Source organism: Streptomyces sp. NPDC048603 (assembly GCF_043199475.1).
Taxonomy (GTDB): domain Bacteria; phylum Actinomycetota; class Actinomycetes; order Streptomycetales; family Streptomycetaceae; genus Streptomyces.
In genome coordinates this window covers 36752-55841 of record NZ_JBICVY010000026.1, presented here as the reverse complement: position 1 = coordinate 55841, position 19090 = coordinate 36752, and the positions used below count along the sequence as shown (strand labels likewise).

16 protein-coding genes and 1 rRNA gene are annotated in these 19090 nt (G+C 73.8%); 14 read left to right on the top strand and 3 right to left on the bottom strand.

Features of this window, described 5'->3' with window-relative positions:
* Window positions 1-165 precede the first annotated feature (165 nt).
* The 3 genes from rrf (at window position 166) to ACGFQ9_RS37845 (ending at window position 2184) form a co-directional block, all read left to right on the top strand.
* Window positions 166-282 (top strand): 5S ribosomal RNA (gene rrf, locus ACGFQ9_RS37855).
* Window positions 283-517: 235 nt separating this feature from the next.
* Window positions 518-1333: a hypothetical protein gene (locus tag ACGFQ9_RS37850; RefSeq protein ID WP_393580396.1), complete on the top strand. Its 816-nt coding sequence runs from the start codon at window positions 518-520 to the stop codon at window positions 1331-1333.
* Between the two features lie 50 nt (window positions 1334-1383).
* Entirely contained in the window at window positions 1384-2184 is an 801-nt protein-coding gene (locus tag ACGFQ9_RS37845) for a tetratricopeptide repeat protein (protein ID WP_393580402.1), read from the top strand.
* A gap of 79 nt (window positions 2185-2263) precedes the next feature.
* Here ACGFQ9_RS37845 and ACGFQ9_RS37840 read toward each other — a convergent pair whose 3' ends face one another.
* Complete coding sequence (locus ACGFQ9_RS37840; RefSeq protein WP_393580394.1) at window positions 2264-3535, bottom strand: DUF1015 family protein; 1272 nt, start codon at window positions 3533-3535, stop codon at window positions 2264-2266.
* A gap of 122 nt (window positions 3536-3657) precedes the next feature.
* Between ACGFQ9_RS37840 and ACGFQ9_RS37835 the strand changes: the two genes are divergently transcribed.
* From ACGFQ9_RS37835 to ACGFQ9_RS37820, 4 genes are all read left to right on the top strand, one after another.
* Window positions 3658-4686 carry an HAD-IIA family hydrolase gene (locus ACGFQ9_RS37835; protein ID WP_393580393.1) on the top strand — a complete coding sequence of 343 codons (1029 nt, stop codon included), beginning with the start codon at window positions 3658-3660 and terminating at the stop codon, window positions 4684-4686.
* 207 nt (window positions 4687-4893) lie between these two features.
* Window positions 4894-5940 (top strand): FecCD family ABC transporter permease, encoded by a 1047-nt coding sequence (locus ACGFQ9_RS37830; RefSeq protein WP_393580392.1) that lies wholly within the window; start codon window positions 4894-4896, stop codon window positions 5938-5940.
* Window positions 5937-7016 carry a FecCD family ABC transporter permease gene (locus tag ACGFQ9_RS37825; protein WP_393580391.1) on the top strand — a complete coding sequence of 360 codons (1080 nt, stop codon included), beginning with the start codon at window positions 5937-5939 and terminating at the stop codon, window positions 7014-7016. The genes ACGFQ9_RS37830 and ACGFQ9_RS37825 overlap by 4 nt, the downstream gene beginning before the upstream one ends.
* Entirely contained in the window at window positions 7013-7855 is an 843-nt protein-coding gene (locus ACGFQ9_RS37820) for an ABC transporter ATP-binding protein (RefSeq protein ID WP_393580389.1), read from the top strand. Before ACGFQ9_RS37825 ends, ACGFQ9_RS37820 begins: the two co-directional genes overlap by 4 nt.
* Before the next feature lie 40 nt (window positions 7856-7895).
* Here the strand turns inward: ACGFQ9_RS37820 and ACGFQ9_RS37815 are convergent, their stop codons facing one another.
* Window positions 7896-8243: an SCP2 sterol-binding domain-containing protein gene (locus ACGFQ9_RS37815; RefSeq protein WP_393580387.1), complete on the bottom strand. Its 348-nt coding sequence runs from the start codon at window positions 8241-8243 to the stop codon at window positions 7896-7898.
* A 45-nt stretch (window positions 8244-8288) separates the two neighbouring features.
* On the opposite strand from ACGFQ9_RS37815, the gene ACGFQ9_RS37810 reads away from it, so the two are divergent.
* The 5 genes from ACGFQ9_RS37810 (at window position 8289) to ACGFQ9_RS37790 (ending at window position 13827) form a co-directional block, all read left to right on the top strand.
* A complete protein-coding gene (locus tag ACGFQ9_RS37810) occupies window positions 8289-8540 on the top strand; it encodes a hypothetical protein (protein WP_393580386.1) in 252 nt (83 codons plus the stop codon).
* 7 nt (window positions 8541-8547) lie between these two features.
* On the top strand, window positions 8548-9363 hold the full coding sequence (locus tag ACGFQ9_RS37805) for a TlyA family RNA methyltransferase (RefSeq protein WP_393580384.1): 816 nt from the start codon (window positions 8548-8550) through the stop codon (window positions 9361-9363).
* 32 nt (window positions 9364-9395) lie between these two features.
* Entirely contained in the window at window positions 9396-10349 is a 954-nt protein-coding gene (locus ACGFQ9_RS37800) for an NAD kinase (protein ID WP_393580401.1), read from the top strand.
* Window positions 10350-10652: 303 nt separating this feature from the next.
* Window positions 10653-12380: a DNA repair protein RecN gene (recN, locus tag ACGFQ9_RS37795; RefSeq protein ID WP_393580400.1), complete on the top strand. Its 1728-nt coding sequence runs from the start codon at window positions 10653-10655 to the stop codon at window positions 12378-12380.
* A 328-nt stretch (window positions 12381-12708) separates the two neighbouring features.
* A complete protein-coding gene (locus ACGFQ9_RS37790; RefSeq protein ID WP_393580383.1) occupies window positions 12709-13827 on the top strand; it encodes a glycosyltransferase family 4 protein in 1119 nt (372 codons plus the stop codon).
* Window positions 13828-14052: 225 nt separating this feature from the next.
* On the opposite strand, the gene ACGFQ9_RS37785 is transcribed toward ACGFQ9_RS37790, so the two are convergent.
* Window positions 14053-15669 (bottom strand): PucR family transcriptional regulator, encoded by a 1617-nt coding sequence (locus tag ACGFQ9_RS37785; RefSeq protein ID WP_393580382.1) that lies wholly within the window; start codon window positions 15667-15669, stop codon window positions 14053-14055.
* Between the two features lie 196 nt (window positions 15670-15865).
* Between ACGFQ9_RS37785 and ACGFQ9_RS37780 the strand changes: the two genes are divergently transcribed.
* Window positions 15866-17410: an APC family permease gene (locus ACGFQ9_RS37780; protein WP_393580381.1), complete on the top strand. Its 1545-nt coding sequence runs from the start codon at window positions 15866-15868 to the stop codon at window positions 17408-17410.
* A gap of 10 nt (window positions 17411-17420) precedes the next feature.
* Window positions 17421-19064 carry a flavin monoamine oxidase family protein gene (locus tag ACGFQ9_RS37775; RefSeq protein WP_393580380.1) on the top strand — a complete coding sequence of 548 codons (1644 nt, stop codon included), beginning with the start codon at window positions 17421-17423 and terminating at the stop codon, window positions 19062-19064.
* The last annotated feature ends 26 nt before the right edge of the window (window positions 19065-19090 follow it).

Here is a 19090-nt window from a genome sequence, read left to right as displayed (position 1 = left end):
CAGATGTGGAAGCCCGGTAACGGGTGGAGCTGACTGGTACTAATAGGCCGAGGGCTTGTCCTCAGTTGCTCGCGTCCACTGTGTTAGTTCTGAAGCAACGAACGGTTGCTGGTTTGAGCAGAACACAACTACAGAGTGTGCTTGTTCGCTCGAAACCGATAGGGTTTCGGTGGTCATAGCGTTAGGGAAACGCCCGGTTACATTCCGAACCCGGAAGCTAAGCCTTTCAGCGCCGATGGTACTGCAGGGGGGACCCTGTGGGAGAGTAGGACGCCGCCGAACAATCTTTCAAAGGACCCTTGGTCCTCAGCGTTCACGCTGAGGACCAAGGGTCCTTTTTGTTTTTGTTGATTTTGCACGTTTTACGCCGGAGCGCGGCCATGGGCTGGTTGCGCGAGAATGACTAGCGGTACCCCGAAGACAGGAGTCACACCCATGTCCAACTCTCCCGACGATCGTCCGGAGCGCGAGCCTCGTCGCTCCGACGGTGGCGACCGGGGTGGCTACCGCGGGGGCCGTGACGACCGCGGTGGCTACCGTCGCGATGACCGCGGCGGCCGGCCGAGCGGCGGTGGCTACCGTCGTGACGACCGGGGCGGCGACCGTCCGTCCTTCCGTCGCGACGACCGTGGTGAGCGTCCGAGCTACCCGCGTCGTGATGACGACCGTGGTGGGTTCCGCGGCGGCCGTGACGACCGTGGCGGGGACCGTCCGAGCTACCCGCGCCGCGACGACCGTGGCGGCGACCGCCCCAGCTACCCGCGCCGCGATGACCGTGGCGACCGTCCGAGCTACCCGCGTCGTGATGACGACCGTGGTGGGTTCCGCGGCGGCCGCGATGACCGTGGTGGCGACCGTCCGAGTTACCCCCGCCGCGATGACCGGGGCGACCGCCCCAGCTACCCGCGTCGTGATGACGACCGTGGTGGTTACCGCGGCGGCCGTGACGACCGTGGCGGGGACCGTCCGAGCTACCCGCGCCGTGACGACCGTGGCGGGGACCGTCCGAGCTACCCGCGCCGTGACGACCGTGGCGGGGACCGCCCCAGCTACCCGCGCCGCGACGACCGTGGCGACCGTCCGAGCTACCCCCGTCGTGACGACCGTGGCGACCGTGGTGGTTACCGCGGCGGCCGCGACGACCGTGGTGGCGACCGTCCGTCCTTCCGGCGCGACGACCGCGGGGGCGACCGTGGTGGGTTCCGTGGTGGCCGCGACGACCGCGGTGGTGACCGTGGCGGCTACCGTGGCGGCCGTGATGACCGTGGCGGTTACCGGGGCCGTGAGGAGCGGGACCGCGACTACCGCGACCGTGGCGACCGGGAGCCGGTGAAGCGGCTGCCGATCGACGAGGACGTCACCGGCGACGAGATCGACGCCGATGTGCGACAGGAGCTGCTGAGCCTGCCCAAGGGGCTGGCCGAGGAGGTCTCCCGCAACCTGGTCATGGTGGCCCGGCTGATCGACGAGGAGCCCGAGCAGGCGTACGCGTACTCGCGGATCGCCCTGCGCCTGGCCTCCCGCGTCGCCGCGGTGCGCGAGGCCGCCGGCTTCGCCGCGTACGCCACGCAGAAGTACAGCGAGGCGCTGGCCGAGTTCCGGGCCGCCAAGCGGATGACCGGCTCCGTCGAGCTGTGGCCCGTGATGGCCGACTGCGAGCGCGGCCTGGGCCGTCCGGAGCGGGCGCTGGCCATGGCCGGCGAGCCCGAGGTGCAGAAGCTGGACAAGGCCGGCCAGGTCGAGATGCGGCTGGTCGCGGCCGGGGCCCGGCGGGACATGGGGCAGCTGGACGCGGCCATCGTGACCCTGCAGAGCCCCGAGCTGGCCTCCAGCGCGATCCAGCCGTGGTCCGCGCGCCTGCGGTACGCGTACGCCGACGCCCTGCTGGCCGCCGGCCGCGAGGACGAGGCCCGCGAGTGGTTCGCCAAGACCGTCGAGGCGGACAAGGACGGGACCACGGACGCCTCCGACCGGCTGGCCGCGATCGACGGCATCGAGTTCGTCGACGCGATGGAGGACGAGGACGAGGACGACGAGCTGGACGCGGTCGACGCGGCCGAGCTCGCCGCGGCCGAGGCCGCCTCGGACGTCACCGAGTACTACGACGAGGACGACGAGGAGTTCGAGTCCGACGAGGAGCGCTCCGAGGCGGACGCCGAGGTCGAGGGCGGCTCCAAGGCCTGACCCGTCGGTCCGGCCGTGAGACGAGGAGAGGGCGGCACCCCCGTGGGGGTGCCGCCCTCTCGCGTTCGTGCCGGCCGGGTCAGTCCAGGCTGCGCAGGACCAGGCCGGTGGCCGGCTTGGGGCCGAACGAGGTCGATTTGCGGGGCATGGTGACGCCCTGCCGGGCCAGGTCGCGGACGACCTCCTCGTGCACCGGGTGGAGCAGTACGGCCGTTCCGCCCGCCCGTTCCGCCATCGCCACCGTGGCCTCGGTGTCGTGGATGTAGGCGATGTGCTCGGGGGCGTCGGGGATCCGCCACAGCTCGTCGAGGAGGGTGGCGTGCAGGACCGTCGCGTCCAGTCGGCGCCAGGCCTCCGGGCGGTCGAGCCGTACGGTCCGGTCGATCAGCGCCGGGTCCGGGTCGGTGACCAGGTGGAAGTTCCCGTCGCCGGCGAGCAGGAAGGCGTTTCCCGCCTCGGCGGCCTCGCCGAGTGCGGCCATGGCGGCCGGGAGCGGCCCCTCGACCGTGCGGATACGGAAGGAGGGGGAGAGGGCGGCCACCGCCTCGGCCACCGGAAGGCGGCGCAGCAGCCGGTGGATGGCGCGGACCTGCAGCGGGTAGCGGGCCGTGTCCACGAGCAGCACCAGGCCGAAGTCCCAGGCGCCGGGCGCCGACTGCTCGGCCTGCAGGCGCAGGTAGGTGGCCCAGCGGTGGTGGCCGTCGGCGATGAGGGCCTGCCGGTGGCCGAGGTCGGCGGTGACCGCCGCGATCTCCTCCGGGTCGGTGACCGCCCACAGGCGGTGGCTGAAACCGTCCTCCGTGGTCGTGGCGAGCAGCGGCGGACGGCCGGCGGTGGCCTCCAGGACCTCGGCGGCGCCGCCGTCGGGGTGCTCGCCGCGGTAGGTGAGCAGCAGCGGTTCGAGGTTGGCGGCGGTGGTGCGCATCAGGCCGGCCCGGTCCGCGACCACCTCGGGCATGACGTCCTCGTGGGGGAGGACGATGCCGTCGCCGGGTGGGGTGAGGGCGAGCGCACCGATGACGCCGCGCTGCAGCAGCTCGCCGCGGCGCTGCTCGTAGACGTACAGGGCGGGCTCGGGGTCGGTGCGCAGGATGCCCTCGGCGAGCCAGTCGCGGAGGGTGCGGGCGGCCTGTGCGTTGCGCTCCTGAGGGGTGGCGGCCTGGGGGAGGATCAGCCGGACGATGTTGTGGGGTTCGGCGGACTCCAGGTGGTTCAGCCCGTCGGGGCGTACGACCACGTCGTACGGGGGCGAGGTGACGGCGGCGAGGCTGCCGACGCGCTCGGGGACGTAGCGCAGTCCGCGGAAGGGGATCAGGCGCAGTCCGTGTCCCTCGGTGGCTGGTGTGGTCATTGGTGCATGGTAAGTCGCGTCTCGCCATACGGGATGATCGGGGCAGCGCGGAAAATCAGACAAGATCCTTCGCCGGTTGCCTCGGGCGGCCTGTGCGGGGAGCGGCAGGAGGAGCGGACGGTATGACCCGGCTGAGCAGGACCAGGCCCGCGGGCAGTGAGCGGCGGCTGCACGAGGCGTACGACACGGCTCTGCTGGATCTGGACGGGGTGGTGTACGCGGGCGGCGAGGCCATCGCGTACGCGGTGGAGTCGCTGGGCACCGCGCGGGCGGAGGGGATGCACCTCGCGTACGTCACGAACAACGCGCTGCGCACGCCCGAGGCGGTCGCCGGGCACCTGACCGAGCTGGGCATCCCGACGGAGCCCGGGGAGGTGATCACCTCGGCGCAGGCGGTGGCCCGGCTGATCGCCGAGCAGGTGCCGGCGGGTTCGCGTGTGCTGGTGATCGGCGGGGAAGGGCTGCGGGTGGCGCTGCGGGAGCGCGGGCTCGTCCCGGTGGAGTCGGCGGACGAGGACCCGGCCGCGGTGGTGCAGGGGTACGGCGGCCCGGACCTGGCCTGGGGCCGGTTCGCGGAGGCCTCGTACGCGATCGCGCGGGGGGTGCCGTGGTTCGCCTCCAACACCGACCTGACGATTCCCGGTGCGCGGGGGATCGCTCCGGGGAACGGGGCCGCGGTGGAGGTCGTCCGGATCGCGACGGGTGCGGAGCCTCAGGTGGCGGGGAAGCCGCTGACGCCCATGCACCGGGAGACGATCCTGCGGACGGGGGCCGAGCGGCCGCTGGTGGTCGGGGACCGGCTCGACACCGACATCGAGGGCGCCTTCAACGGCGGGGTGGACTCGCTGCTGGTGCTCACCGGGGTGACGGACGCGGCGCAGCTGCTGCGGGCCGAGCCGAGGCACCGGCCGACCTACGTGGACCTGGACCTGCGGGGTCTGCTGACCGGTCAGCCGGAGGTCTCCGGGGAGGGCGCCGGGTTCCGCTGCGGCGGCTGGACTGCGGTGGCGGCGGACGGGGTCCTGGAGGTCCGGGGCGAGGGCGCTCCGGTGGACGGGCTGCGGGCGCTGTGCGCGGCCGCCTGGACGGCTGCGGGGGACGGGGCGTGCCGGCTGGACGGCGGGAAGGCGCTGGCGCGGCTGGGGCTCTGACGCGAGGTCGGGTGCGCGGCGGGCCGGCCGGGGACGGGCTCCGGCACGGGCGGGCGGTACGGGCTCCGGCAGCTGCGCCGGTGCGGGGCCGGTACGGAGCCGGTGAGAGGACCGCGCGGGGTCGTTCCACGTGTGGCTCTGTGCCGGCGGCGGAACCGGCCGGACGGCCGTCGGGTCTTGATCGCAGGGTAGGCTAACCTAACCTGCGTGTTGGTCGAGAGTCCCCCCGAACAGAGCGCGGCGCCGGTCGCCGCCCCCCGTGCGCGCCACGGCGCCCGCACGGCCGGCCTGCTGGCCGCCCTCGCCGTGCTGGTGGTGATCGCCCTGACGAGTCTGGCCATGGGCGCGAAGGCGATGCCGCTCACCGACGTCTGGCACGGCCTGTTCCACTACACCGGAACGCCGTCCGACGTGGTCGTCCACGACCTGCGCATCCCGCGCACCCTGCTGGGCCTGATGGTCGGGACGGGACTGGGACTGTCCGGTGCGGTCATGCAGGCGCTCACCCGGAACCCGCTCGCCGAGCCCGGCATCCTCGGTGTCAACGCGGGCGCCGCGGCGGCCGTGGTCTCGGCGATCAGCTTCCTCGGTGTCACCTCGCTGAGCGGGTTCGTCTGGTACGCGCTCGGCGGTGCCGCGGTGGTGTCCGTCGTCGTGTACGTGCTCGGCGGCAGCCGCAGCGCCACCCCGGTGCGGCTGGCGCTCGCCGGTACGGCGGCCAGTTTCGCCCTCACCGGTTACGTCAACGCGGTACAGCTGATGGACAGCAAGGCGCTGGACAAGCTGCGCTTCTGGACGGTCGGTTCGCTCGCCACCGCCAACATGGAGACCGTCCGGCAGGTGGCGCCCTTCCTGCTGGCGGGCGCGGCCGTCGCGCTGCTGCTGGGCCGGCCGCTGAACGCGATGGCGATGGGCGACGACACCGCCCGGGCGCTCGGGGCCAACCTCACCCGGACCCGGATCACCGCCATGGTGGTCATCACCCTGCTGTGCGGGGCGGCGACCGCGGCCTGCGGGCCGATCACCTTCATCGGCCTGATGGTCCCGCACCTGGTGCGCACCTTCACCGGTCCCGACATGCGCTGGGTGCTCGCCTATTCGGCGGTGCTCTCGCCGGCCCTGCTGCTCGGCGCGGACGTGCTCGGACGGGTCGTCACCCGGCCCGCCGAGCTCCAGGTCGGCATCGTCACCGCGATCGTCGGCGGACCCGTCTTCATCTACCTGGTTCGGCGCAAGAGGATGGCCCAGCTGTGACCGCGAAGCTCCGTACGCGCCCCGTCCTGCGGACCGCACCGGCACGGCCGCGCGCCCTGCGCGCCCCCGGCGGTCTGTCGTTGCGCGTGGAACCGCGTGCGCTGGCGGCCTGTCTGGTGCTGGTCGCCCTGATGCTCGTGATGTCCGTCGTCCTGATCGGCACCGGCGACTTCGAGATCGCGCCGTGGGACGTCGTACAGACCCTGCTGGGCAACGGCGCGCCCGCCGACGACTTCATCGTCAACGACCTGCGGCTGCCGCGGGTCGTGGTGGCGGTGCTGGTCGGCGCGGCCCTGGGACTGTCCGGTGCGGTGTTCCAGTCGGTGTCGCGCAACCCGCTCGGCTCGCCCGACCTGCTCGGCTTCAACTACGGCGCCGGAGTGGGCGCGCTGCTGGTCATGGTGCTGGTGGGCGGTGACGCGGGCCAGGTCGCGGCGGGCGCCCTGGGCGGCGGCCTGGTGACCGGCGCGGCGATCTACCTGCTGGCGTACCGGCGGGGTGTCAACGGCTACCGGCTGGTGCTGGTCGGCATCGGTGCCTCCGCGATGCTCGTCGCGGCCATCCAGTACCTGCTGACCGTGTCCGAGCTGGTCGACGCGACCCGCGCGATGGTCTGGCTCACCGGCTCGCTGGCCGGGCGGGACTGGGCCCATGTGACCCCGCTGGCCTGGAGCTGCGCCGTGCTGTTCCCGCTGGTGCTCAGCCAGGGCCGGGCCCTGCGGATGATGGAGATGGGCGACGACGCCGCGCACGCGGCCGGCGTACGGGTGGAACGGACCCGGTCGGTGCTGACCGTGGCGGCGATCCTGCTGTCCACGGCCGCGGTCTCGGCGGCCGGCCCGGTCTCCTTCGTGGCGCTGGCCGCGCCCCAGCTGGCCCGCCGGCTGACCCGGTCGCCCGGGTCCAACCTGGTGTCCGCCGCGCTGATGGGCGCGGTCCTGCTGCTGGTGTCCGACTGGGCCTCGCAGCGGGCCTTCGGGGCGGACCAGCTGCCGGTGGGCGTGGTGACCGGACTGGTGGGCGGAATCTACCTGCTGTGGCTGCTCGTCACCGAGCGCAAGGCGGGACGCGTATGACCGCGACGTATCGGAACCTGAGGAGCAAGCAAGTGCAGCAGCGGCTGGCCGCGGAGAACGTGACGATCGGCTACGACGAGCGGGTCATCGCGGAGAACCTGTCCGTGGAGATACCCGACAACTCGTTCACGGTGATCGTCGGTCCGAACGCGTGCGGGAAGTCCACGCTGTTGCGGGCGCTGTCGCGGATGCTCAAGCCGACGGCCGGACGGGTGCTGCTGGACGGGCAGGCGATCGGCTCGCTCCCCGCGAAGAAGGTGGCCAAGACGCTCGGTCTGCTGCCGCAGTCCTCGATCGCGCCGGACGGCATCACGGTCGCCGACCTCGTCTCGCGCGGCCGGTACCCGCACCAGGGCCTGCTGCGGCAGTGGTCCCCGGAGGACGAGCGGATCGTCCGCGAGTCGATGGAGTCGACGGGGGTCGCGGAGCTCGCCGACCGCGCGGTGGACGAGCTGTCCGGCGGGCAGCGGCAGCGGGTGTGGATCGCGATGGCGCTGGCCCAGCAGACGCCGCTGCTGCTGCTCGACGAGCCGACCACCTATCTGGACATCCAGCACCAGCTCGACGTGCTCGACCTGTGCGCGGAGCTGCACGAGCAGCAGGGGCGGACGCTGGTGGCGGTGCTGCACGACCTGAACCAGGCGGCGCGGTACGCGACGCACCTGATCGCGCTGCGCGCGGGGCGGGTCGTGGCCGAGGGGCCGCCGGCCGAGGTGGTCACCGCGGAACTGGTGGAGGAGGTGTTCGGGGTGCGCTGCTCGGTCATCGACGACCCGGAGACGGGGACGCCGCTGGTGGTGCCGGCCGCACGCCAGGCCCGTACGAGGGCGGCCGTCTGACGCCCGGTACCGGCGCGCCGCCCGGCACCGGGCCCGTCCCCTACAGGAGGGCGCGGAGGCGGAGGAGGTCGCGGAAGCCCGCTTCGAGGCGGACGCGGCCTCCCGCCCAGGCCCTGGCGAAGTTCAGCTCGCCGCCGACCATCGACACGAGGTCGTCGCCGGTCATCGCCAGGCGGATCTCGGCCTTCGCCCGCGGCGGGCCCGGCGCGACCGCGTCCACGCGGATCCGGCCGCCCTCCAGGCGGCCGGTGAACGTCTGGTCGAGGTCGGTGATGTGGCAGCTCAGGGAACGGTCCAGGGCGGTGGCGCTGCGCACGCCCTCGCCGGCCCGCGCCAGGTTGCCGGACAGCTGGTCGAGTGCGGCTCGGCACTCCTCGATCGTCGCCATGGTGCTGCCGACCGTACCGCAGCCGTTGGGGGTAGCGTCGGGGCCATGAACGAGGAAGTGCACGACGCGGCCCCCGGCGCGCCCGCCGAGCCCGCCGGACCCGGCCCGCTGGGGCTCCTGCGGACGCCCACCGGACGGGACGAGATCGACGCGCGGCTCGAACGGCTGGGTGATGTCGACGACCTCCCGGCGGACGAGCACGTCGCCGTGTACGAGGATGTGCACAGGGGGTTGCGTGACGCGCTGACCGCGCTGGACGCGCCCCCGGGTCCTCGTCCGTACGAAAACAGGAGCTGAACCGAACGTGGCAGGAGTGGCACGCCGCCGCCTGGACGCCGAACTGGTACGCCGCAATCTGGCGCGCTCGCGCGAGCACGCGGGCCAGCTGATCGCCGCCGGCCGGGTCACCGTGGGCGGCACCACCGCGACCAAGGCCGCCACCCAGGTCGAGACCAGCGCCGCGCTGGTCGTGCTGAAGGACGACAGCGACCCCGAGTACGTCTCGCGCGGCGGGCACAAGCTCGCCGGCGCGCTGGCCGCGTTCACCCCGCTCGGCCTGCGCGTCGAGGGGCGGCGGGCGCTGGACGCGGGCGCGTCCACCGGGGGTTTCACCGACGTGCTGCTGCGCGCGGGCGTCGCGCACGTCGTCGCCGTCGACGTCGGCTACGGCCAGCTCGCCTGGTCGCTGCAGAGCGACGACCGGGTCACCGTGAAGGACCGCACCAACGTCCGCGAGCTCACCCTGGAGCAGATCGACGGGACGCCGGCCGACCTCGTCGTCGGCGACCTCTCGTTCATCTCGATCGGGCTGGTGCTGCCCGCCCTGGTGCGCTGCACCGCACCCGACGCCGATCTGGTGCTGATGGTCAAGCCCCAGTTCGAGGTCGGCAAGGAGCGGCTGGGCAGCGGCGGCGTGGTCCGCAGCCCCGAGTTGAGGGCCGAGGCGGTGCGCGAGGTGGCGCGGCAGGCGGGGGAGCTGGGACTCGGAGTGCTCGGCGTGACGGCGAGTCCGCTGCCGGGCCCGTCCGGCAACGTCGAGTACTTTCTGTGGCTGCGGGCGGGGGCTCCGGCACTCGACCCGGCGGATGTTGACCGTGCAGTGGCGGAGGGGCCGCGGTGACACACACATCAGGCGGGACGGACGAGCGGCACATGACGGACGAGCGGCACGCCACCGGTGGGGCAGGAGGGGCACGCCGTACCGGGCGGACCGTCTTCCTGGTCGCCCACACCGGCCGGCCGGCCGCGATCCGCAGTGCCGAGCTGGTCGTGCAGGGACTGCTGCGCTGCGGTCTGGGCGTACGGGTGCTGGCCCACGAGGCGGCGGACCTGCCGCTGCCGCCCGAGGTCGAGCTGGTCACCGAGACCACCGAGGGCGCCCTTGACGGCTGTGAGCTGCTGATCGTGCTGGGCGGTGACGGCACCCTGCTGCGCGGGGCGGAGTTCGCCCGGGGCTCGGGCGTGCCGATGCTCGGCGTCAACCTGGGCCGGGTCGGCTTCCTCGCCGAGGCCGAGCGGGACGACCTGGACAAGGTCGTCGACCGGGTCGTCACCAAGGCGTACGAGGTCGAGGAGCGGATGACCCTCGACGTGGTGGTGCGCAGCAACGGGGACGTGGTCCACCACGACTGGGCGCTGAACGAGGCGGCCGTGCAGAAGGTGTCGCCGGAGCGGATGCTGGAGGTCGTGCTCGAGATCGACGGCCGCCCCGTCTCCGGGTTCGGCTGCGACGGGATCGTCTGCGCCACTCCCACCGGCTCCACCGCGTACGCGTTCTCCGCCGGCGGGCCGGTGGTCTGGCCGGAGGTGGAGGCGCTGCTGATGGTGCCGATCAGCGCGCACGCGCTGTTCGCGAAGCCTCTGGTGACCTCGCCCACATCGGTGCTGGCGGTGGAGGTGCAGCAGCGCACTCCGCACGGCGTGCTGTGGTGCGACGGCCGGCGGACCGTCGAGCTGCCGCCCGGCGCCCGCGTGGAGGTCCGCCGGGGCAGCGTCCCGGTCCGGCTGGCCCGGCTGCACCACGCCGTGTTCACGGACCGGCTGGTGGCGAAGTTCGCCCTCCCGGTGGCGGGGTGGCGCGGCGCGCCGCACGAGACCCGGCTCTAGGCCGGGTCCGCAAAGTATCGCCGGCCGCCCGGAGGGCGGGCCCCGCGGCGTCTGGTGCCGTGCATCGCAAGGCGGAGGGCCGCCTGTGTACTGGACGTACTCGGGCGTGCCCGACAACGCAGCGAGGTGCGGTGCCAGACGCCGTGGGGCAGGCGAGACTTTGCGGACACGGCCTAGAACGTCTGTTCGGTGCCGATTGTCCGGTCGGTGCCGGGTGACGGGGTGGTGCCGTGGGGTGACGGGCGGGGGTGACGTCGCATGGCGTCGGCCAAACCTCGGTATGGTCGGTCCGTGCTTGAGGAGATGCGGATACGGTCGCTCGGTGTCATCGACGACGCGGTGGTCGAGCTGTCGCCCGGATTCACCGCGGTGACCGGCGAGACCGGCGCGGGCAAGACCATGGTCGTCACCAGCCTCGGGTTGCTGCTCGGCGGCCGGGCGGACCCGGCGCTGGTGCGCCTCGGCTCCAAGGCCGCGGTGGTCGAGGGGCGGATCGTGATGCGCCCGGACGCGCCGGCCGCCGTGCGGGCCGAGGAGGCCGGCGCCGAGCTGGACGACGGTGCCCTGCTGATCAGCCGTACCGTCTCCGCCGAGGGGCGCTCCCGCGCCCATGTCGGCGGGCGGTCCGTCCCGGTGGGCCTGCTCGGCGAGCTCGCCGACGACCTGGTCGCCGTACACGGGCAGACCGACCAGCAGGGCCTGCTGCGGCCCGCGCGGCAGCGGCAGGCGCTGGACCGGTACGCCGGTGACGCGGTCGCCGTCCCGCTGGAGAAGTACGCCGCCGCGTACCGCCGGCTGCGCGCCGTCGCCGCCGAACTGGACGAGATCACCACCCGGGCCCGGGAACGGGCCCAGGAGGCCGACCTGCTGCGCTTCGGCCTGGACGAGATCGCGGCCGTGGAACCGCGGGCCGGCGAGGACGCCGAGCTCGCGGCGGAGGCGGAGCGCCTCGGCCATGCCGAGTCGCTGGCTTCGGCGGCGCTGCTCGCGCACGCCGCGCTCGCCGGCAACCCGGAGGACCCGGAGGGCGTCGACGCCAACACGCTAGTCGCCGGCGCGCACCGGGCGCTGGAGTCGGTACGGGCCCACGACGCGGCGCTGGGCGCGCTCGCCGAGCGGATCGGGGAGCTGGGCATCCTGCTCGCCGACGTGTCCGGGGAACTCGCCGGCTACGCCGACGACCTGGACGCGGACCCGCTGCGGCTGGCCGCGGTCGAGGAGCGGCGGGCCGCCCTCGGCCAGCTCACCCGGAAGTACGGCTCCGAGGGGCACAGCGTCGACGCGGTGCTCAGCTGGGCCGAGCAGGGCGCGGCGCGGCTGCTGGAGCTCGACGGCGACGACGAGCGGATCGGCGAGCTGACGGCGGAGCGGGACGGGCTGCGGGCGGAGCTGTCGCAGCTGGCCCAGGCGTTGACGGACGCGCGGGCGGAGGCGGCGCAGCGGTTCGCGTCCGCGGTGACGGCGGAGCTGGCCTCGCTGGCGATGCCCCACGCACGGGTGACGATCGACATCCGGCAGGCCGAGGACCCCGAAGGGGTGGAGGTCGGCGGCCGGCCGGTGGCGTACGGGCCGACGGGTGCGGACGAGGTCGAGCTGCTGCTGGCCCCGCACCCGGGCGCGCAGCCGCGGCCGATTGCCAAGGGCGCGTCGGGCGGTGAGCTGTCCCGGGTGATGCTCGCGGTGGAGGTCGTCTTCGCGGGCGCCGACCCGGTGCCGACGTACCTCTTTGACGAGGTGGACGCGGGCGTGGGCGGCAAGGCGGCGGTCGAGGTCGGCCGGCGGCTGGCCAAGCTCGCGAAGTCGGCCCAGGTGGTGGTCGTGACGCACCTCCCGCAGGTGGCGGCCTTCGCGGACCGGCAGCTGCTGGTGGAGAAGACCAACGACGGGTCGGTGACCCGGTCCGGGGTCACCGTGCTGGAGGGCGAGGACCGGATCCGGGAGCTGTCGCGGATGCTGGCCGGGCAGGAGGACTCGCAGACGGCACGGGCGCACGCGGAGGAGCTGCTGGCCGCGGCGCGGGCGGACGCGTGACCGCCGGGCGGGCACGCGGGGCCGGATCCCGCTGCCCGCCCGTCCACGGCCCTGCCCTGCCGGGCCCGCGACAGGCACTTCATCCGGTACCTCATCCGGCACTTCATCCGCCATTTCACCCGTGTGGGTGATGCCCGGCGGGGCCGGCGGACCACGGAGCAACCGGTCCGCGGAGAGATCCGCACCGGCGGGGTCGCCGAACCGGTCCCGGAACGCGCGTACGGACTGGCATCCTGGGCGACGTCCGAAGAACGACGTCCGAAAGAACCCCGCCGAGCACGTCGGCCCGCCGAAGACATCCGAACCCCTCGATCAGGAGCTCCGGCCCGTGAGCAGCACCCCGGTTCCGGTCCCCCCGTACGGGCGGCCGCCGTTGCGCACCGTGCAGGTGCTGGACGGCGCCGGCCCTGGTTCCGGGGCGGGCAGCAGTGCCCACGTCCGGTCGCTGGCGGGGGGACTGGCCGCGCGCGGGGTGCGGGTGACGGTGTGCGCGCCGGTCGCGAGCGAGGGGGAGTACGACTTCACGGGCGCGGGCGCGCAGTTCGAACCGGCAGCCGTCAACGCCCTGCGGGCGGCCTGCTTCGGAGCGGACATCGTGCACGCGCACGGCCTGCGGGCCGGGGTGCGGGCGGCCCTGGCCCTGCGCGGGCGGCGGGTGCCGCTGGTGGTGACCTGGCACGGCGGCGGCCCCGAGCCCGGCCCGGCCCCGCTGCGCGGGCTGACCCGGCTGCTGGAGCGGCGGGTGGCGCGGGCCGCCGCGGTGGTGCTGGGCACGTCCTCCGACCAGGTGGACCTGGCGCGGCGGCGGGGCGCGCGGGACGCCCGGCTGGCGCCGGTGACCGTGCCGGGGGCGCGCTACGTGGCGGGCGAGGGCGACGCGGACAAGGTCCGTGCCGAACTGGGGGCGCTGGGGCGGCACCTGCTCATCGCGGTGGGCAGCCTGGAGCCGCACCGCGGCTACGGCGTGCTGCTGGACGCGGCGCGGGACTGGCGGGCACTGGATCCGCAGCCGCTGCTGGTGATCGCGGGCGAAGGCCCGCTGCGGCCCGTGCTGGCCCGGCGGATCGACACCGAGGGCCTGCCGGTACGGCTGCTCGGACGACGGCCGGACGTGGCGGAACTGCTGGCGGCCTCGGACGTGGCGGTCCTGCCGAGCCGCTGGGAGGCGCGGTCCCTGCTGGCGCAGGAGGCCCTGCGGGCGGGCGTCGCCCTGGTGGCGACGGCGGTGGGCGGGGTACCGGAGCTGGTCGGGGACGCGGGGGTGCTGGTGCCGTACGGCGACGCGGCCGCGCTGTCCACGGCGGTCGCGGCGCTGATCGCCGACCCGGCCCGCCGCGGGGTCCTGGCGGAGGCGGGGCCGGCGCAGGCGGCGACCTGGCCGACGGAGGACGACACGGTCGCCCAGGTCCTGGCGGTCTACGACGAACTGATGGAACGCCACCGCTAGCCGGTCCGCTGCGCGGTGCCATTCCCCCACCCCGCCCTCCCCCAGACTCCGTCCGGGGGGACCCCCATCCCGAAACCGGAGCCTGCGGCCCCGGACCCCGCCCCTGGTTCGGGGCGGTCCCGTTGCGCCGGGCCTGCGCGCCGGTGGGGGCTGGTCGCGCAGTTCCCCGCGCCCCTGGCGGGGTGTGCCGGGGGCCCGCCTGGCGGCGCAGCAGGTCGGGGTGGGCTACGGGGTGTGGCGGCGGGCGCGGAGGGCGAGGCTGAGGGAGAGGACCGTCTCCGGGTCGTCCAGGTCGGTGCCCAGGAGTTCCGAGATGCGGGCCAGGCGGTTGTACAGGGTCTGGCGGTTGAGGTGGAGCTCGCGGGCGGTCTCCGCCTTGCGGCCCGCATGGGCCAGGTACGTCTCCAGCGTGGGCAGGAGCGGCGGGCGGGACGTGGCGTCGTGCTGCCGGAGCGCGCCGATCGCGCGGTCCACGAAGGCCGACAGGTCGGGGTGTTCGCGCAGCCGCCACAGCAGCAGGTCGATGTCCAGGCGGCGGGCGTCGTACCAGGGACGGGCCGGCAGGCCCTGCGCCGCGGTCGCGGTCTCCGCGGCGTGGCGCAGGCCGGAGGAGGCCGCCGCCCAGCCGCCCGCCACGCCGACGACCACCGCCGGCGGAGCCCCGGCACGGTCCAGGCCCGCCCGCTCCACGCCCGCCCGCAGCGCCGCCGCGACCCGGTCCGCGACCGCGGTGCGCTCGGATTCGGTGCGCAGGCCGACGAGGAGGGGGACCCGTCCCTCGACCGGGCGGACGCCCAGGAGGACGGGGACGCCCACCGAGGACAGTTCCTCCAGGACCGCCCGCGCCAGCACGGCCCAGTTCCCGGACGGCCCCAGCTCCGAGGACAGCCGCATGACCACGGGCAGGAGCGGCCCGGAGCCCGGTTTGAAGCCCAGCACGCGTGCCTGCGCCGGGGCGTCCTCCGCCGAGATGCGGCCCTCTGCCAGGTCCGTCAGGAAATCGCCGCGGCCGCGCGCGGCCAGCTCCTCCTCCTGCCGGGCCTGCATCAGCACCACCGCCAGCACCCCGGCCGTACGTTCCGCCGCCATCCGGTGGACGGGCTGGAGCGGCGCCGTGACGCCGAGCAGCACCAGCCTGGCGCGGACCGAGCCGGTGCCGTGGCCGCCGCCCGGGACGTCGACCAGGACGGCGTTGCCGGACGGCTCGGCCTCCCGGCCGCGGAGCCCCTCCCACACCTGGAGCGGGTCGGCGGCCGCCTCGCCCGCCGCGCTGCCCGCCGCGTAGAGGAGCTGCCCGTCCGGGGTCTCCAGGAAGACCGGGTTGCCGGTGAAGTCGGCGAGGATGTGCAGCACCTGGGGGATGCCGCCCCCGCCGAGCAGCGCCTCGGTACACCGCCGGTGCACCTCCTCGGCCCGCTGCAGCAGTGCGTAGTGCCCGTTGACGATCTCGGTGTGGACCTCCTCGGTGACCGTCACGAACGGCACCTCGCGGTGGAGTTGGACCAGCGGCAGCCCCGCCGCGCGCGCCGTGTCCACGATCGTCGCCGGCAGCCGGGTGAAGCGCGGCCCGAGTTCCACCACCAGTGCGGCGATGCCCCGGTCGGCCAGCCGCCGTACGAAGGCGCGCTGTTCGGCCGGGCGGGTGCCGAGGCCGAGCCCGGTGGTCAGCAGCAGTTCCCCGCCCTTGAGGAGGGAGGCGATGTTGGGGACCTCACCCGCGTGCACCCAGCGCACCGTACGGCCGAGCCGGTCGGCGCCGGCCACCACCTCCGGGAGGCCGCTGCGCAGCCCCGGCAGTTCCAGCGCCCGCTGAACGGTGATCCCGCCACCCTGGTTGTCCATGCGGCGGACGCTACCGCCCGGTGTGTTCCGTGAACATCACCCGCCCGTTACGAGTCGCCGTTCACCGGACAACTCGTCGTTCATGCGCGGAGATTATCGGACCGCATGTCGATTGTGGTCTGCGTCACGTGCCGTCAGAGTGGGCGCCCTTCCCGTGCAACGACAGCGACAGGCCACAGGAACGAGGGCGTGCGACATGAACAACGGTTCTCCCACTCCATCCCCAACCGGCACCGGTGAGGTGCAGCGGCTCAAGGCCAACTCCGTCGGACTGGTCGGCGTGGTCTTCATGGCCGTGGCCACCGCCGCCCCGATCACCGCCATGACCGGCAACCTCCCCATCGCCGTCGGCTTCGGCAACGGCACCGGAGCCCCCGCCGGGTATCTCTTCGCCACCGTCGTCCTGACCGTGTTCGCCGTCGGCTACGTGGCCATGGCCAAGCGGATCACCGCCGCCGGCGCCTTCTACGGCTACATCTCGCACGGGCTCGGCCGGATCGCCGGCATGGCCTCCGGAATGCTCGCCGTCCTCGCGTACATCGTGTTCGAGGCCTCGATCGTCGGCGTCTTCTCGTACTTCGCCAAGACCACCGTCCACGACCAGCTCGGTGTCGACCTGCCCTGGGTGGTGTACGCGGCCGCGATGCTCGCCGTCACCGCCGTCCTCGCCCACTTCGACATCAACCTCACCGCCAAGGCCCTCGGCGTCATGCTGATCGCCGAGATCGCCGTCCTGTTCGCCGTCGCCACCGCCGTGCTGATCGCCGGCGGCGGCCCCGACGGCATCCCCGTCGAGCCGGTCAACCCCAAGAACGCCTTCACCGGCACCTCCGCGGGCCTCGGCCTCTTCTTCGCCTTCTGGTCCTGGGTCGGCTTCGAGTCCACCGCCATGTACGGCGAGGAATCCCGCGACCCCAAGCGGGTCATCCCCAAGGCCACCCTCATCTCCGTGATCGGTGTCGGCCTCTTCTACATCTACGTCTCCTGGATGACCATCTCCGGGAACGGCCTGGCCAAGTCGGTCGAGCTGTCCTCCTCCACGAACCCCCTCGACCTGTTCTTCGCCCCCACCCAGACCTTCATCGGCGCCTGGGCCGTCGACGCCTTCCAATGGCTGCTGCTCACCGGCTCGTTCGCCTGCGGCATGGCCTTCCACCAGTGCGCCGCCCGCTACCTCTACGCCATCGGCCGCGAGGGCTTCCTGCACCCCGCCCTCGGGCGCACCCACACCCGGCACGGCTCACCGCACGTCGCCTCGGTGGCCCAGACGGCCATCGCCACCGGCCTGGTCGCCCTCTTCTGGCTGACCGGCCAGGACCCGTACCTGCACCTGTACACACTGCTGGCGATCCTCGGCACGATGGCCATCCTGATCGTGCAGACCCTGTGCTCCTTCGCCGTCATCGGCTACTTCCGCACCCACCACCCCGAGGACCGGCACTGGTTCAGGACCCTGGTCGCGCCCCTCCTCGGCGGCATCGGCATGACGGCCGTGGTGGTCCTGCTCGTCCTCAACATGGAGACCGCGGCCGGCACCGCCGCCGGCTCCGTCTTCTTCACGCTGATCCCCTGGATCGTCGGCGCGGTCTTCTTCGGCGGCCTGGGCCTCGGCTTCTGGCTCAAGTACAAGGCCCCCGAGCGCTACGCGATCATCGGCCGGATCGTCCTGGAGGACGCCACCGAACGCTCCGGGAGCACCGACGGCACCACCGACCCGTCCCCGTCCGCCGCGAACGTCTAGGAGGCACGCCATGGCCCGTACGCCCCTGATGCACGCACTGCGCCGGCTCGCCGCCGAGCACGCCGCCGCCCGCAGGCTGCGCCTGCCCGTCGCCGAGGTACGCGGCATCGGCCGCCGCGCCCTGCTGGAGCGCGCCGCGGCACTCGGCCTGGGCACCGCGCTCGCGGCCGCCGTACCGGCCGCCGCCGCACCCGCCCCCGCCCGGGCCGCCGCGCCCGACGGCCGCAAGCCCGTCGGCAACCCGCGCGTCGCCGTCGTCGGCGCCGGCATCGCCGGCCTCACCGCCGCCCTCACCCTCAAGGACGCCGGTATCACCGCCACCGTCTACGAGGCCGACCCCGGCCGCGTGGGCGGCCGGATGTGGACCCAGCGCACGCACTGGGCGTACGGGCAGACCTCCGAGATCGGCGGCGAGCTGATCGACACCAGCCACAAGAAGATCCTCGAACTCTGCCGCCGCTTCGGCCTGCAGACCGAGGACTTCCTCGGCGGCGGACCCAACGGCGCCGAGGAGGTCCTCTGGTTCCAGGGCGCCTACTACCCGCGGGAACAGGCCGACGAGGACTTCAACGCCGTCTACCAGCGGCTGCGCCGGGACCTCTCGGAGTCGGGCGAGGTCTCCTGGAACACCACCACGCCCACCGGCACCGCCCTCGACGACATGTCCCTGTACGAGTGGATCGAGAGCCGGGTCCCCGGCGGGCACTCCTCGAACCTGGGCCGCTTCATGGACGTGGCCTACAACGTCGAGTACGGCGCCGACACCACCGAGCAGTCGGCCCTCGCCCTGGTCCTGCTGATGGGCTATCAGACCAATCCTGGCAACTTCAACATCTGGGGCCTGTCCAACGAGCGCTACCACATCACCGGCGGCAACGACCGGCTGCCGAACGCCATCGCGGCCGCCCTGCCCGCCGGTTCGATCGTGATGGGCCGCGAGCTGACCGCCGTACGCGCCGGCTCCGACGGCACCCAGACCCTCACCTTCGACGACTCGGGCGCCACCCGCACCGTCACCGCCGACCACACGATCCTCTGCGTGCCGCTCCCCGTGCTCCAGCGCATCGACCTCTCCCGGGCCGGCTTCGACCCGCTGATGCGCAACCTGCTGCGCGACGCCCGCATGGGCCACTGCACCAAACTCAACATGCAGTTCACCGCCCGTCCCTGGCGCGGCACCGGCCCCTGGCCCGGCGTCTCGGCCGGCGACTGCTTCACCGACTCCGACGTGCAGCAGACCTGGGACACCACCAAGGTCCAGCCGGGCAACGGCGGCATCCTCATCCAGTACGGCGGCGGCAGCCTCGCCGCGGCCCTCGACCCGGCGGGCCCGTTCGGCACCGAGTCCGACCCCTACGTACGCGACCTCGCCTCCCGCATGCTCACCGGGATCGACGCCTTCTTCCCCGGCACCAAGGCCGTCTGGAACGGCCGGGCCCAGCTGTCGGCCTGGCACGAGAACCCCCGCGCCCTCGGCGCGTACTCGTACTGGCCCGTCGGCTACCTGCACCGGTACGCCAAGTACGAGGGCACCGCACAGGGGAACGTCCACATCGGCGGCGAACACTGCTCCTACGACTTCCAGGGCTTCATGGAAGGCGGCGCCACCGAGGGCGAGCGGGCGGCGCGGGAGGTGATCGCCGCCCTGATCTGAGCCGCCGGGCCCCGCCCCGGTGGCCG

Coding starts and splice junctions, on each gene's coding strand:
- recN (WP_393580400.1), top strand. CDS start 10,653: ATGCGGATACGGTCGCTCGGTGTCATCGACGACGCGGTGGTCGAGCTG.
- ACGFQ9_RS37785 (WP_393580382.1), bottom strand. CDS start 15,669: ATGGACAACCAGGGTGGCGGGATCACCGTTCAGCGGGCGCTGGAACTG.
- ACGFQ9_RS37815 (WP_393580387.1), bottom strand. CDS start 8,243: ATGGCGACGATCGAGGAGTGCCGAGCCGCACTCGACCAGCTGTCCGGC.
- ACGFQ9_RS37835 (WP_393580393.1), top strand. CDS start 3,658: ATGACCCGGCTGAGCAGGACCAGGCCCGCGGGCAGTGAGCGGCGGCTG.
- ACGFQ9_RS37780 (WP_393580381.1), top strand. CDS start 15,866: ATGAACAACGGTTCTCCCACTCCATCCCCAACCGGCACCGGTGAGGTG.
- ACGFQ9_RS37840 (WP_393580394.1), bottom strand. CDS start 3,535: ATGACCACACCAGCCACCGAGGGACACGGACTGCGCCTGATCCCCTTC.
- ACGFQ9_RS37820 (WP_393580389.1), top strand. CDS start 7,013: ATGACCGCGACGTATCGGAACCTGAGGAGCAAGCAAGTGCAGCAGCGG.
- ACGFQ9_RS37800 (WP_393580401.1), top strand. CDS start 9,396: ATGACGGACGAGCGGCACGCCACCGGTGGGGCAGGAGGGGCACGCCGT.
- ACGFQ9_RS37810 (WP_393580386.1), top strand. CDS start 8,289: ATGAACGAGGAAGTGCACGACGCGGCCCCCGGCGCGCCCGCCGAGCCC.
- ACGFQ9_RS37775 (WP_393580380.1), top strand. CDS start 17,421: ATGGCCCGTACGCCCCTGATGCACGCACTGCGCCGGCTCGCCGCCGAG.